Source organism: Microbacterium sp. ARD31 (genome assembly GCF_031844425.1).
In genome coordinates, this window is record NZ_JAUZVE010000002.1 from 331,650 (window position 1) to 345,744 (window position 14,095).

Sequence of the window (14,095 nt, forward strand, 5' to 3'; positions counted from 1 at the left end):
CGGGCCCAGCAGACGTGCGGAGCGGGTCATCTAAGTGCGCTGCGCTCGCTGGTCTGCTCGGCATCAATTGCTGCCCGTTCTCGACGCGTATCGCGCTCAATCAAGAGGAAGGCTGCCACGGCGTTAGCTCCCAGCGCGAGACTAACGATGTTGCTGCCGGCGGGCCCCAGAGCAGCGTGGCCCGGGAAGACCAAGACGAGGAACGCCGACCCAACGACGAGCCACGCGATTACCTTCCTCTTGCGGCGGCGCTCCTTCCTGGAGAGTGGGTCGAGCCGGGCATTCAATTCTGCGCCGGCGTCAGTGACCCGCCGCGCGAACTCATCGCGCATCGAGCCGTGTGGGAGATCAGTGTAGATCGCGGCCAGCCGCTCGAGCCGCAGCAGCAGACGTGGCTCCTTGCAGAACCGGCGCGCCAACCACGTAGTGGCGGACGCGACCGCCGGTACGAACAGAACCGCAATAGTCGTCTGAAGAACCTCCACTCCGGTCGGCATGCCGAGGAACGTAGTGGAGGGCTCGGACACGCCCGGACAGCAAAGTGCGAAAGTTGCACCAACGTGCGCGTGACCATCCCTCGGGACAACGAGCGAGGGACCCTGTTGGCGAAGCCGAAACTCGCGCTAATTGCGACCCCATAGCCCGCCGACCCTCCCCTCGCTTGAGCGCTCGGCAACCAGCGCACGATTCTCGACTCCCGTGAGCCGGTCGTTGCGACGGGTCTGGACGGTGTCCCCGACGAGGATGCGCTGCTGCCCGATTCCCCACGCGGCGACGCGGACAACGAGCTCGCCCTGATCTACTCGCCGTTGCTGGATGGCGTCGTTGATCGCATCCGCCTCAGCATTCGTGCCAGATACCAACGTCACCCGCTTGCCGCGTGCGTGCCAGTCGAAGTAAGCGTCGACCATCCGCTCACGCGCCGCGTCGTGGTGGTCGACTCGGTCGACGTGACCGTGTTCGGCAAGCTCGGCCGCAACCACCAGCGCCCGCTCGCGATTACCCGCATCCCGGAGCCGCAGTGTGAGCGCCGCGTAGTCGGGATCGCGGAACCGGTGCACCGTGTCGAGTTCGACCGCCGCGTTCGCGTGCCGGATCGCAGAACCCATCGCACCCGCATGTCCGACCGGCAACGCCTGATGCGTGTCACCGACGAAGGCCAGCCCGACGCCCTGCTCGATCGCGAGCTCGACGAGGACGTTCGCGGTCTGCAGGTCGACCATGCCGGCTTCGTCGACGACGATCCGAGCGCGAGAACGCAACACGTAGTGGGTTGGTCCGCCGTATACGGCGCCCGTGCTGGGATCGACTTCTCCCACGCGAAGCCTGGTCCACACCTTCGCGCCCGCCTCGTCGGTGCCCCACCGGTAGCCATGGTCCAAAAGCAAGGCATGAATACTGGATGCCGCGGCCCCGACCTCGCGAGACGCCACCGATGCCGCCTTCCGCGTGGGGGCGACGACGAGCATCCGCCGCCGTTGCGACGTGAGGGCCGCGAACGCAGCGCGCAGCATCGTCGTCTTGCCCGCGCCGGCGGGGCCGGTCACAGTTACGAGCCCGTCCGTGCCGGCGATGGCGCACGCGGCAACGCGTTGCGACGCATCCAGCGCAGACCGATCCGCATTCGGTGCGAGCCGGTGCAACTCGTCCGGCAGGAGGGAGCGACCAGGTCGGGCGAGCACATCCAAGCGACCGGCTACACGCACCTTGGCGCGTACGGTCTCAGTCGCCATGAACGCCTTGACGTGCGCCGGCGGATCATCTGCAACGAGCCGGTAGACGGAACCCGTGGCGCGCTCCGTGATCTCGGCGATCACGCCAACGAGCCGGTCGCGCTCCGCAACGACGCCCGTGCGGGAGAGCGCGCGTATTGCGCCCGCGCGGACGTCGAAGTTGCTGAACCTTCCGCCGCATGAGGTGGACCGTTCGTCCGCGTCGACGACCGCTTGTGCAGCGAGCAGATCCAAGTCGACGGCATTCGGGTCTGTCGCGGCAAGGGGGGCGTGTGGCGACTCGATGGCCCTGGTCGACAACCTGTTCTCTGCACTTGCGCCGCTGGGGATGTATGCGAGCTCTCGACACGTCGACGGGGAAAATCGTTGGCCCTCGACCGGAGTCTGGATCTGACCGGATAGCGTGCTGTCTAGACTGCCGTTTATTGGGGGTAAGTGGTGACCGACACTGCTCAGGCATGGACGCCTGAACCGATTCTCATCCGCGAAATCGAAGAGCAATTCGAGCGAGCCATCGGTTCGTATCGCGCAGACCCAAAGCTCATCGTCGAGCACGCGAACCTCGAGGAGTCGATCCGAGTTGGGGGCTACGCGAATCGCACCCTGCTGGAGCTGGTTCAAAACGCGGCTGATGCGATGGCTGGCACTACACCCGGTTCGGACGAGCTGGGTCGCGTAGAGATCGTGCTCGACCCAAGCTCGAAGACCCTGTACTGCGCCAACTCTGGGCGAGGGTTTTCGAAGCAAGGGCTTGAAGCGATGGCCCACGCCTATTTGAGCGCGAAGCGGGGCGATGAGATCGGGCGATTTGGTCTGGGATTCAAGTCCGTCCTCGCCCTGACCGACTCCCCGCAGGTGCTGAGCCGGAGTGTGTCTTTCGAGTACAACTCGCCCATTGCGAAGACTGCGATTCGAGAGGTTGGATCAGGCGCTCGGCGCCTGCCGGTGCTGAGAACGGCAACGTTGCTTGACGCTGGCGAATCCATCGCGCGCGATGCCACGCTGGGGGAGCTCGCGAGCTGGGCAACCACGGTGATCAGACTTCCCGCCATCCTTCACGTCGACCGCATTCAGGCCGAGATGAGGACCTTCGCTTCGGAGTTCCTACTGTTCGTGGGCGCCGTGAGAGAGATCCACCTCCGTGTCCTTGGCCACCAAGGCTTCGAAACGAGCCATGTCTCTCGTGACATGGGACTCGGGCGCTTCAAGATCGAAAGACCCGATGGCAGCGGCGACGAGTGGATCGTAGGAGACCGGATGCATGCACCGTCGCCTTCGGCACGCCGAGAGGTTGGAGAGGCGGTCTCGAGAGACGAGATCAAGATCAGCGTCGCTGTACCTTTGCGTCCGCGCCGAGCCGGCCTAAGGGAGAAGGACGATCGCGGTACGCAGGTTGGGCAGTTCTGGAGCTATTTTCCGCTGCAGGACAACACCTCAGCCACCGGTTTCTTCAATGCGCCCTGGAGTGTCAATGACGATCGCACGACATTGCTGCGCAATGAGTACAACCGAGAGATTCTCGCCACGATGGCGGAAGTCTTCCTCGAGCTTGTCCCGCAAGTCCGGACTGCCGAGGATCCGGCGGCTCACCTCGACTACCTCCCTGCTCGCGGTCGGGAGGAACGGTCGTACGGTGACTCGATCCTGTGCGCAGACGTGCCGCGCCTCGCTGGCCAAGGCGGATTAGTACCCGACAGCGCGGGGACGCTCCTATCAGCGGCTGAGCTGGTTCCGCTTGACTTCGCTGTCATCGACGATCTGAAAATCGATGAGTCGGTTCACAAAGCATGGATCGAATCGCCCAACACCGGCGGCGATGTCCCGCACTGGAAGTGTTATAGCTCCAGTCAGCGAGTACTCCGTCTTAGCGAGGTCTTCGCTGCGAGCAGCGATCCCGACCTGTTCTTCGAGGACGCCGGGCCGCGGGCGCGCCGTATCGAGATGGCTCTCAGATCTCTACCCAAGCGCGGGATGTTGTCCTGGCTTCGAGAGTGGGCGGAGGGAACGCACCTGATTTCCACCGCCAACGCATTGCGCTTCTGTTTCGACCGGCGGACGAATCCGACCGTCATCGAAGCTAAAGTCATTCCCACATCGAGCGGCGCCAAGGCCCTCAAGGATAAGGATCTGGTGTTCCTGCACCAGGTGGAGGACCTCGAGATCGAGGGTGCCGTCTTCGTCGACCCCGACTTTCTCGCGCATGCCGAGATGGAGAAGCTGCTCCGCGAATGCGGATTCCGTGATCTAGATCCAATCGCGATCCTCAACGCTCGCACCGCGGTGCTCACCCCGAACGCCGATACATCTCTACAGGGCAAGTTCTGGGACGCCGCACTCGGTGTAAACCCGCGCGACGCGATGAAGGTCATCTCAGCTCACCCGCAAGCAGTCATTCTTGTGCCCACGAGGGGCGGCGGGTGGGCATGGCCGCAGCAAACATTCGACCTCGATGAGACTCTCCCCGGTGCAGATGGCAACCTGCTGCTCGATCACGAGCGTTGCTTTCCGGCGGTCGCACATGCACTCGGTGTCGTCCGTGCGCCTCAGGCGGACTACCCGTTCGAGGATGAGTTCGCCGCCGCCGATTATGAGAAATGGGTGCTGCGGGAGCTGAACTCGCGCCTTACCCCCGACGATCGTCCGATCGAACGCATCACTCTCTACCCGAGGCGTGACTCATCGCCGGGACCGTTCTCCGTCCTCCTCATGCTCGCCGATTCAGATGCGAGCGCGCCTTCTCGCGAGCTCTGGACGCGAGGACTCATGGAGTTTGGCGACAGCGCGTGGGACTGCGAGGACATCGACACCGGAGCCTCGTATGCCGTTCCGTCGCCGGTCAGGTGGGCAGTGGACGCTGTGGGAATCGTGAACTCCAGCCGCGGATATCTCGCGCCCCGACAGACCGTCTCTGCATCTCTGGTGAGGTACGACGGCCTCGTCCCTCTGTTCCTTGGTCCGCGATCAATGGAAGAGTCGCTCGGGCTTCCCGAGGACCTCGAATCCATGTCCTTCGAGGTCGCGAGAACCGCCCTGGGGCAGGATCTGTATCCCGCCACACTGAAGGACGACGTCCTCGCCGAGTTCATTCTCATCGCAGCAAGGATCGTCCAGAACGAGGCACCGCTCACCTCTATTCCGTCACGGGTGCACCGCGCGATCGAGTCTCGACCACCTGGGGCGGTGTACCTCGCCACCACAGACGAGCAGGAGTCGTTCCTGCGTGCGAAGCAGCGGCCCTACCTACGTGTGTCACCGGATCAGGCAGATCAATTCGTCGCCGACGTCGGTTGCCGACGATTCGAGGAGAGCTTTTCGTTCTCGATGGTTATCGAGGGCCAGCAGGACCTTCAAAGGATCCTCGACGCGTATCCCGGATTACGCACAGAGTTCTCGGTACGACTCGCAGGCGTTCGATTCGCAAGGGCGCTCCACATCGCTAAACGTGTGACAACCGAGGACGGCGTCGAGGACCAGCCGTTGGACTGGCATCTTGATGGTCACGATCTCGTCGTCCGTGCCGATGCGGACGACCGACGAGTCTTGTCGCTCTTGAGCGAGGCGTTCGAGCTGCGACTGAACAACGCGCAGTTGAGCGCCATTCTCCAGGCCGGCCAGGACCATCGGCTCGAAGTGCTACGCCAGCAAGCACGAACGATCGAGTCGGATGCCGACCGTTTGGATCTCTACATCGGCCCAGATGACTTGAAAGACGCCCTACCCACCGGCCTATGGACCGCGCTCGAAGCGCAGGGTCTTGTTGGCGAACACACGTCCGCGTCCGAGCTCTTTCTGACGGTGTACGGGTCGGACTCCCTGAAAACCCTTGCGGACCGTTTCCGGGAAGAGGGTTACTCAGACGTCCCCGACACCTGGGCGGGCTCACCAGCGGCGATCTCGTGGGTGCGGAAGATGGGATTCGCGTCGTCGTATGCGGGTCAGCGAAACCAGCCTCGCCCCGAAGAATTCGTCGTCGCGGGTGCAGTTCGGCTGAACAAGCTTCATACCTTTCAGAAGAAAATCAGCGAGGACCTGCGTACGGTCCTCACCCAGCCGTCGGCGGCAGGCCCCTCGCAAAAGGGAATGGTCGAACTGCCGACCGGTGCGGGCAAGACGCGCGTCGCAACGGAAACCGTTCTGAGACTGTTCGTCGACGAAGTACTTAGCGGCACTATCCTCTGGATCGCACAGTCTGCCGAGCTTTGCGAGCAGGCCGTTCAGACTTTCCAATCTGTGTGGCGCTATCTAGGCGACGAACGTCCGCTGACTATCGGCCGACTCTGGGACACCAACATGGTCCACGAGCCGGACACCGAGTTCGCCGTGATCGTCGCAACGGACGCCAAGATAGCGACCATCATGGACCGCGACGATTACGCATGGTTGAGCACGCCCGCCGCCGTATTCATCGACGAGGCACATCGCGCCGGAGGATCGGGACGCTACAGGAAGATCCTGAGCTGGCTCGGCGTCGACGGGCGCAGCTGGGAACGCCCTCTCGTCGGTCTGTCGGCAACACCGTTCAAGGGAAGCGCGGACGATTCGAGCGGCACCAGAGAACTTGTCGCCCGTTTCGGATCGAATCGGTTAACGGCCTTCGAGTCGGATGCCTACCGGCAATTGGTCGCTTTGGGGGTGCTTGCCAAGGTCCGGCACGAGGTACTCCCCTCCGGCATCAACGTGGAGCTGAGCGAGCCCGAGCAGACCACGCTGCAGACAAATCGTCTGATCGACCGCAATCTCTATGAGCGGATCGGACGCAACGAGCAGCGAATGCGGGTGCTCGTCGATCACATCCTGAGCGTCCTCGGCTCGCACCCCGATTGGCCGATATTGGTCTTTACACCGAGCGTTCTCTCAGCACAGGTACTCGCGGCCTCCTTGCGCTACCGCGGCACAGAAGCGGCTTCGGTCAGTGGACAGACCGGCCGCCAGGAGCGACGAGATGTGATCCAGAAGTTCCAAGAGGGCAAGATTCGCGTACTCGCCAACTGTGATCTGCTCGTACAGGGTTTCGATGCCCCTGGTGTACGCGCTCTCTACATCGCACGCCCAACATTCAGCCCAAGCGCCTACATCCAGATGGCTGGTCGAGGGTTGCGTGGAAAAGAGAACGGCGGCAAGGAGGAGTGTCTGATTGTTGACGTTGCTGACAACTGGGGTGCGATGAATGACTTCCTCGGCTACAGGGACTACGAAGATCTGTGGGAGGAGCAGAGCGCATGATCCTCGTTCCAGACCTCGCTGACATTGAACGAGTCGCTAACAGCGACGCCGAACGCCGACTCGCGCGGCTCCTCCGACAAGTCGACTCAGATCCAGACGCTGTGGCGTTCTACTCGGTGCGGCTTCGCTCTCACGCATACAAGCAACAAGCGGAGGCCGACTTCGTCATCCTCTTCCACGGTGTCGTCGTCGTCGTCGAAGTCAAGGGCGGCGGTGTGAGGAAGCATGATGGTGTTTGGTACTCAGTCGATCGCCGCGGCGACTGGCACAAACTCGCGACCTCTCCGATGGAGCAGGCGCAGTCCGCGGCATTTGCTCTTCGAGACATCCTGAAGGATGAGGGGCTCGGGTGGTTCGCCCATGAAGCCATTGTCGTGACTCCGGACATCGACTCGCCGCCCCACTCCGTTGAGTGGCGTCCCACACATTGGGTTGCGAAAGACCGGATGAGCGTCGATGGCGTCGCGCACGCGCTGCAAGACGTTGTAAGTGCCGCGCGAAGTGCCCCCGTGAATCAGAAGCTCGCGCGCATCACTGACTTGAGGGCCCGGCTTTTTGGCGAGTTCACCCGTGTCCCAGTGATCGACGCACAGCGAGGCGCAGTGCTCGAGGAACAGAATCGCGCAACCGAGGGTCAAGCGCGCGTACTAGCATCGCTCGCACGCAATCCGCGAGTACTGGTGCAGGGAGGGGCTGGCACCGGGAAGTCCGTTGTCCTGGCGGAGGGCGCCAAGCAGGAATCAGACCAAGGTCGACGCGTCCTCATCACGTTCGGATCCCCTGGCCTTGTCGACTTCTTTGCGCCCCGAGTCGCGGGCAGAGACGTTGACGTCATACCGTTCCATTCCCTTGTTCAGGGGACGAGATATGACGTGGTGTTCGTCGATGAAGCACAAGACCTCATGACCGCGGACGGAATGGACGCTATCGACGCACTCCTCGTGGGTGGTCGCACGGGCGGCCGATGGCGAATGTTCCTCGACCCGAACAACCAGGCTCACATCGACGGTGCGTTTGATGGAGATGTGCTTGAGCTCATCGCGGCCGAGGCGACATCGCTGGATCTGGATCTGAACGTTCGCAACACTCGAGCAATCGTCCACGTGGTGCAGGAGTACCTCGGAGCAGACGTTGGGGACCCCGGCATAGTGCATGGTGAGAAAGTGCGGTGGCACACACCAACCGGCTCAGGGGGCGTTGAGGAGGGCGAGTCCGCGGCATCAGAGCTCGTGTCGGATGGTGCGAGCCGCTCGGGCGTCTGGATCATCAGAGCGGATTCAGTGGATCCTCCCGCGCTCACTGCAGGCGGATTCACGATCACAAGCCCACGCTTCGCGAAAGGACTGGAGGCAGAGCATGTCGTCGTGTGCTGCCTCCCAGCTGAGTATGACGTACCCGGCTTGGCCGCGTTCTACGTCGCCGTCACGCGTGCTCGGGTTTCGCTGACCATCGTCGCGTCTGCGGCGGACAAGCGACGTCTGCAAGTCCTCCTCAAGAGCCGCCTGGAGCAGAAGTGACATACACGTCAGCGCAGCGTCTTGCCCTTCGTCACCTCCGCGCCGCGTATGTCGGGCCGGAAGCAGGACCGGGCGAGCTGATGACCAACCCGCCGAATAGGCAGTATTCGGTCGGAATGCTCTATCCATCCGAGGCCACCGATGCCACTGGGTCGCTCGAAGACAGCTATCCCGTTACAGATGCAGATGTTCAGTCCGGAGACGTCGACGAGGACGGAGCGACCGGGCCCGTCGCGGAGGACTGGCGCCCATCATCCGTTGCGCTGTCGTTCGTTTCGAGCATTCCGCACGTGCACTGCCAGTTGACAGGCGGCACCTACGAACGCGTCGTTGACGATGGGCCGCCTAGATGGCAGCGAACGGACTTTTCGTCGGGAGTCCTGGATCTATCAAGCACGGCCAAAATGCGGCAGCTGAGTGTCGGTGGGATTCCGGTCGAGGTGGGATCGAGGTGGAGGCAGTACGGCTCCGCATTCCTAGTGACGGTGCATGTCCGCGTCCTCGCGAAGAGCACGGGAGACGACCGACTCGACATCCCCCTCACGCTCTTCCAAGCCGGGCTGAGCGTCACGCCGCCGGAGGCCGGGGCGTTCCTCGAATACGACCCAGCACGCTCCTTCGACGTGGATTCGGAGTCGGCTGAAATCCGACTCCGCTACCGCGACCGAAAGGTCTACGCCGTCGGTCATGGGATGGCAGCGGACTGGGAGATCGTCGACGGCGCAGTAACTCGAGTATTTCTCGAACCGGTTCCGAGCCTCGTCGTTGTCGGTATAGAAACCACGGGATTCACCCCGGGCGCGCCGGAGTCGGAGGCTCTGCAGCTCAGCAGGCTCGCTCAGATCGACACAGACACATCTGGCGTAGCTGCGAACCTGAATGCGTTCGTGAACGCCTTCGAGCAGTGGGTTGGTACACAAGAAGGTCGGGTGCTGACCTTCGGCACTGAGTCGCAAGTCGCCGCCAGGATAGTCGCCAGGTCAAGGGCGGCCGTCGAGCGAATGCGACAAAGCATCGAGCTTCTCAGTTCTCCGTCGAAGAAGGATCTGCGCGCCGCCTTCGCCCTCGGCATGGCGGCGATGCGCCTACAGATGAGACAAACCGCGGCTCACCAAGTTTCGATCGAGCGGCCACTTCCGGAACCAAAATGGCGACCGTTCCAACTCGGGTTCATTCTTGTCGCTCTCGCGTCGACCGTGGACGAACATCATGAAGACCGCGACCTGGTCGACCTGATCTGGTTCCCGACGGGTGGCGGCAAGACAGAGGCATACCTCGGCTTGTCAGCGATCGAGATCTTCCGTCGGCGCATCGCGGATGGGCCGGAGGGCGGTGGGACAGCAATTCTCACCCGATACACCTTGAGGCTCCTCACCACACAACAGTTCCAGCGGACAGCCGCACTAGTTTGCGCAATGGAACTGCTGCGGCGAGGTGGGCCGCACGCTGATCCTCGAGCAAGGCTCATGTCGCCGTTCACGATTGGCCTGTGGGTCGGGAACGAAGTTACCCCCGGCACGAAAAGCGAGGCGAAGGACGCGCTCAGCCGTTTGCATAATGCTGCGCGTCCCGAAGAAGCGAACCAATTCCAGGTCGAGAGCTGTCCGTGGTGTCGCGCAGCGCTTCTTCCTGAACGGAAGGATACCAACCGCAGTCGATACGGATTCGAGTTCTCGGGCAACGATCTCAACATCCATTGCACCAATGCCGAATGTGAGTTCTCTAGCTCCCTACCCGTGTTGGTCGTCGACGATGAGATGTATGCAGAGCCACCGACCATCTTGCTCGCGACGGTGGACAAGTTCGCGCGGATCCAGTTTCGGCCCGAGGCAGGAAGGCTACTAGGACTGGGCACGATCTTCCGCCCGCCCTCCATCGTTATTCAGGACGAGCTGCATCTCCTATCCGGGCCGCTCGGCACAACCGTGGCCGTGTTCGATGCCGTGATCCAGCTGCTGCTTCGCCATGCCGGAGGCGTACCCAAGATCATCGCTTCGACTGCGACCATCCGCGCATCCGAGGATCAGGTCAGAGGTCTCTACGGTAGGCCGGTGGGGCTCTACCCTCCCGCAGGTCTCGACGACGATCGAACCTTCTTCTCACAACCTGCAAAGTCGGGCATGGGCCGGCTCTTCATCGGTCTGATGCCGCAATCTTTGTCGCAGGCATCGGGCGTCATCGCGGCGGCGTCGCCGCTCCTAGAGATCCCCGCGATCCTTGAACACGATCCTGCATCGGGCGCGACGCGCGATTCTTATTGGACCGCCGTGATGTACCACAACAGCCTTCGCGAGCTTGGTCGGACGGGCACCCTTGTCGTTGACGACATCAACGGCCGACTGGAGACACGGGCAGAGCGTCTCGGACTCGCGTTGCGCCAAGTGCGTGCGGACAGAGTCCTCGAACTGACTTCCCGAAGAGGACCTGAGGAGCTCCCGAACGACCTTCGCGAGTTGTCTCGTAGCGCGGATACCTCAGATCAAGCCGTGGACGTGGTCCTCTCCTCCAACATGCTGTCGGTTGGAATCGACATCCCGCGACTCGCCCTGATGCTGATGGTGGGGCAGCCGAAAACCACCGCGGAGTACATCCAGGCGACGAGTCGTGTCGGCCGAGGCAGCAATAGCGGCATCGTCACGACGCTGTTCCGATCCAATCGCGCTCGCGACCGATCGCATTTCGAGTCATTCCGCAGTTATCACGAGGCGTTGTACAGAAGCGTCGAGCCCACGAGCGTTACACCGTGGTCGCTTTCGTCGAGGGAGCGCTCTTTGGCCGGTGCTCTTGTCGCGCTAGCGAGGAACACGATCCCCGCTCTCGCGAGCAATGACTCAGCGGGGAACTTGAATCTTGCGGACCTTCAGATGCGGTCCTCCCTTGAGGCGCTCATCGCGGACTTCGTCGATGCGGTCACGCGGTCAGAACCAATGGAAGCCGCGGATACGGGGAGCGCGGTCTGGGCTCTCCTCAGGGAATGGGATCGGCGCGCGTCCGATGCGCGGTCGGCTGGACTCTCTCTCCGCTATGACCGCGCGAAGTCCGAGGATGAGTCACTCCTCAAGCGGTTCGGTCAAGGCGGTGAGGGATTTCTAGTGGCCGACTCCATGAGGTCCGTCGAACCCAATGTGGCGGTCGAAGTCGTTGAGCCCAGAGAAGGGGTGACAAGTGGAACGAATCAAGCATGATCTCCGTCTGTCGGAGATCGTTTCACCCTTCGGCGTCGGTGCGATTGTTGATATGAGAGGGGAGTCGCTGATCGCAGCGGATACGTCGTGGTGGGACAAGAAGCACTCGCACGAGATTCATTGCGAGCGCCTGCTACAGCGCATTGGCGCAGGCGAGCTTCGCGAGCCACCCACGCACTCGGGGAGAGTTGCGAAAGGCACCCCCAGCCTCCTCTACTGGCGATTCCCCGAGTGGCGGTTTTGCGAACGCTGCACGAAGCTTTCGGACCGATCGGGCAAGGATAAAGGCAAGTGGACCAATAAGTGCGCCTGCGGAGGCATCCTCGTGCCAATGCGCTACATCGCGATCTGCGAAAAGGGAAGCCACACCCAGGACATCCCCTGGTTCACGTGGGCACATCGCGGAAGTGATTCGGGGATAACCGACGCTGTGAGATTCTGTCGCGCGTACAAGGAACTGAGGTTCGTACGATCAGCGAAGTCCGGTGAAGGTCTGAAGTCGTTGCGAGTCGAGTGCGGGAGTTGCAAACGATCTCGATCCCTGTCGGACCTCGTCGCCAAGTCGGCGCTGGGTCGCGACGGTCTTCGGTGCAGCGGTCGACAGCCGTGGCAGGACCCGACTACAGCGGCCGTATGCGATCACGCTCTCGCTGCGGTTCAGCGCGGAGCGACAGGCAATTACATCGCCGAGCGACTCTCTGCGCTCGACATCCCGGAGGAGCGCCCGGCATCCGTCCAGCTCGCGGACAAGATTCGCGGACACGTCTATTTCGACAAACTCGTGTCGGACAACGGCGGCCCGCAGTCCGACATGGTGTCCGAATGGATCGCGGCCGAGCTGAACACCACGAAAGACGTCGTCCTCGCAGTGGCCGCCCAAGACGGAACCGATCTCGATGAACCACTCATGGACTTGAAGGACGGAGAGTGGGCGGCATTCGTCAAGAAGCTCGAGCAAAGCGGGCGAGACAACAGCGGATCGGATTTCGTCGTCGACGGGTGGGATCTCTCACCGCGTCCCGACTGGCCGAGCACGCTGACAGGCCGCATCGACTCCATCGGTCAAGTCCGTCGTGTCAGGGAGGTGCGCGCGCTCCTCGGATTTCGACGCCACGACGGGAATGCGGAGCGCATCATGGCCGACCTCGGACCTGATCAACGACGGAAGCCGGTGTACCCAGCGATCGAGATGTTCGGTGAGGGTATTTTTCTGCGATTCAATGAAGCTGTCCTGGCTGAGTGGGAGCGGCGCCCCGAGGTACTCGCGCGCGCTGATGCACTAATCGGCCGCCGAAACGCTACCGAATGGGCTCACCGGCTACCAACCCCGGAACCAAGATTCATCGCCCTGCACACGATTGCTCATCTGTTGGTCCGGCGACTCGCATACGCGAGCGGGTACGCTTCGGCCTCCCTGCAGGAGCGGATCTACGCCAGCTCCGAAAGACCAGACAGGACGGCGGGCGTGCTCATCTACACTGCTGCCGGAGACGCGCAAGGCACCCTCGGCGGCCTCGTCCGCCTCGGAGCGCCGGACAAGCTGGTCCCGTTGCTGCTGGCCGCACTCGACGACGCCGACGTCTGCTCTAACGACCCGGTGTGTATTGAAAGCGACAGCCAGGGTTCCTCGAGTCTGAATCTGTCCGCATGCCACGGCTGCTCACTTGTTAGCGAGACCTCCTGCGAGTCAGGGAATAGGCTCCTGGACCGTCAGCTCGTGTTCGGCGGTCGCAGCGTTCCCGGCCTACTCGAAGGGGTTTTGGAGGAAGTCAGAACATCTGCGGCCTAACCATGAACGAGCCTCAATGACGTCTCGAGATGCAGGAACACTTCGTTGGCGAAACAGCCCCTGCGCTCCTTCGAAAGAGGGCACAAACTAAGACCGTAGCCCTGCTAGCGAAACTCGAGGAAGTGGCGGTTGACATTCTCTGATCCTCGCCCTGAACGGAACCCACCCCGTTCCAATCCGTCCTGGGCGAGCAGTCCGGGCGTCGCGAGATCGATGCGCTCCAACCGCGGTCGCGACACGAGCCCTGAGCGTGCACTTCGTAAGGAGTTGCACGCGGCTGGTTACAGATACAGAGTCGACTTTGCCCCCGGCCCCGATCGGCGCCGACGCGCAGACATCGTTTTCACCCGACTGCGCATCGCGATCTTCGTCGACGGGTGCTTCTGGCACTCATGCCCGGTCCACGGAACGGTGCCTAAGACGAACGCCGACTACTGGGTGCCGAAGCTGGAGCGGAACCGGCTTCGCGACGTGGAGACAACCCGGGCGCTGGAAGCCGACGGCTGGGCGGTCATACGTGTCTGGGAGCACGAATCGGTCGCTGCCGCCTCCGCACGCGTCATCGACGCGGTGAACGAGAAACGAAGTATGTTCGGCGAGGCCGACCTGCGACAGTCGTCCCGCCCGCCGGGCGTGCGATAGCGTCTC

General features: G+C 62.5%; 7 protein-coding genes. 5 read left to right on the forward strand and 2 right to left on the reverse strand.

Annotated elements, in window-relative coordinates:
* Positions 1-26 precede the first annotated feature (26 nt).
* Both Q9S36_RS08275 and Q9S36_RS08280 read right to left on the reverse strand, forming a co-directional pair.
* The gene (locus Q9S36_RS08275) at positions 27-497 is read right to left on the reverse strand and encodes a hypothetical protein (RefSeq protein WP_311284701.1); all 471 of its coding nucleotides are present in this window, start codon (positions 495-497) and stop codon (positions 27-29) included.
* Between the two features lie 126 nt (positions 498-623).
* Positions 624-1,967, reverse strand: coding sequence for an AAA family ATPase (locus tag Q9S36_RS08280; protein ID WP_311284702.1), 1,344 nt, complete (start codon positions 1,965-1,967; stop codon positions 624-626).
* A 204-nt stretch (positions 1,968-2,171) separates the two neighbouring features.
* On the opposite strand from Q9S36_RS08280, the gene Q9S36_RS08285 reads away from it, so the two are divergent.
* The 5 genes from Q9S36_RS08285 (at position 2,172) to Q9S36_RS08305 (ending at position 14,089) form a co-directional block, all read left to right on the forward strand.
* Positions 2,172-6,956 (forward strand): sacsin N-terminal ATP-binding-like domain-containing protein, encoded by a 4,785-nt coding sequence (locus Q9S36_RS08285; RefSeq protein ID WP_311284703.1) that lies wholly within the window; start codon positions 2,172-2,174, stop codon positions 6,954-6,956.
* Complete coding sequence (locus tag Q9S36_RS08290) at positions 6,953-8,473, forward strand: NERD domain-containing protein (protein WP_056369665.1); 1,521 nt, start codon at positions 6,953-6,955, stop codon at positions 8,471-8,473. The genes Q9S36_RS08285 and Q9S36_RS08290 overlap by 4 nt, the downstream gene beginning before the upstream one ends.
* A gap of 80 nt (positions 8,474-8,553) precedes the next feature.
* A complete protein-coding gene (locus Q9S36_RS08295) occupies positions 8,554-11,658 on the forward strand; it encodes a helicase-related protein (RefSeq protein WP_311284704.1) in 3,105 nt (1,034 codons plus the stop codon).
* A complete protein-coding gene (locus Q9S36_RS08300; protein WP_311284705.1) occupies positions 11,639-13,447 on the forward strand; it encodes a DUF1998 domain-containing protein in 1,809 nt (602 codons plus the stop codon). The genes Q9S36_RS08295 and Q9S36_RS08300 overlap by 20 nt, the downstream gene beginning before the upstream one ends.
* Before the next feature lie 213 nt (positions 13,448-13,660).
* Complete coding sequence (locus Q9S36_RS08305) at positions 13,661-14,089, forward strand: very short patch repair endonuclease (protein WP_311284706.1); 429 nt, start codon at positions 13,661-13,663, stop codon at positions 14,087-14,089.
* Positions 14,090-14,095: the final 6 nt, after the last annotated feature.

What these genes read in the sequence shown, in the direction of transcription:
- Q9S36_RS08275 (WP_311284701.1), bottom strand. Translation starts at nt 497, where the DNA reads ATGCCGACCGGAGTGGAGGTTCTTCAGACGACTATTGCGGTTCTGTTC.
- Q9S36_RS08290 (WP_056369665.1), top strand. Translation starts at nt 6,953, where the DNA reads ATGATCCTCGTTCCAGACCTCGCTGACATTGAACGAGTCGCTAACAGC.
- Q9S36_RS08295 (WP_311284704.1), top strand. Translation starts at nt 8,554, where the DNA reads ATGACCAACCCGCCGAATAGGCAGTATTCGGTCGGAATGCTCTATCCA.
- Q9S36_RS08305 (WP_311284706.1), top strand. Translation starts at nt 13,661, where the DNA reads ATGCGCTCCAACCGCGGTCGCGACACGAGCCCTGAGCGTGCACTTCGT.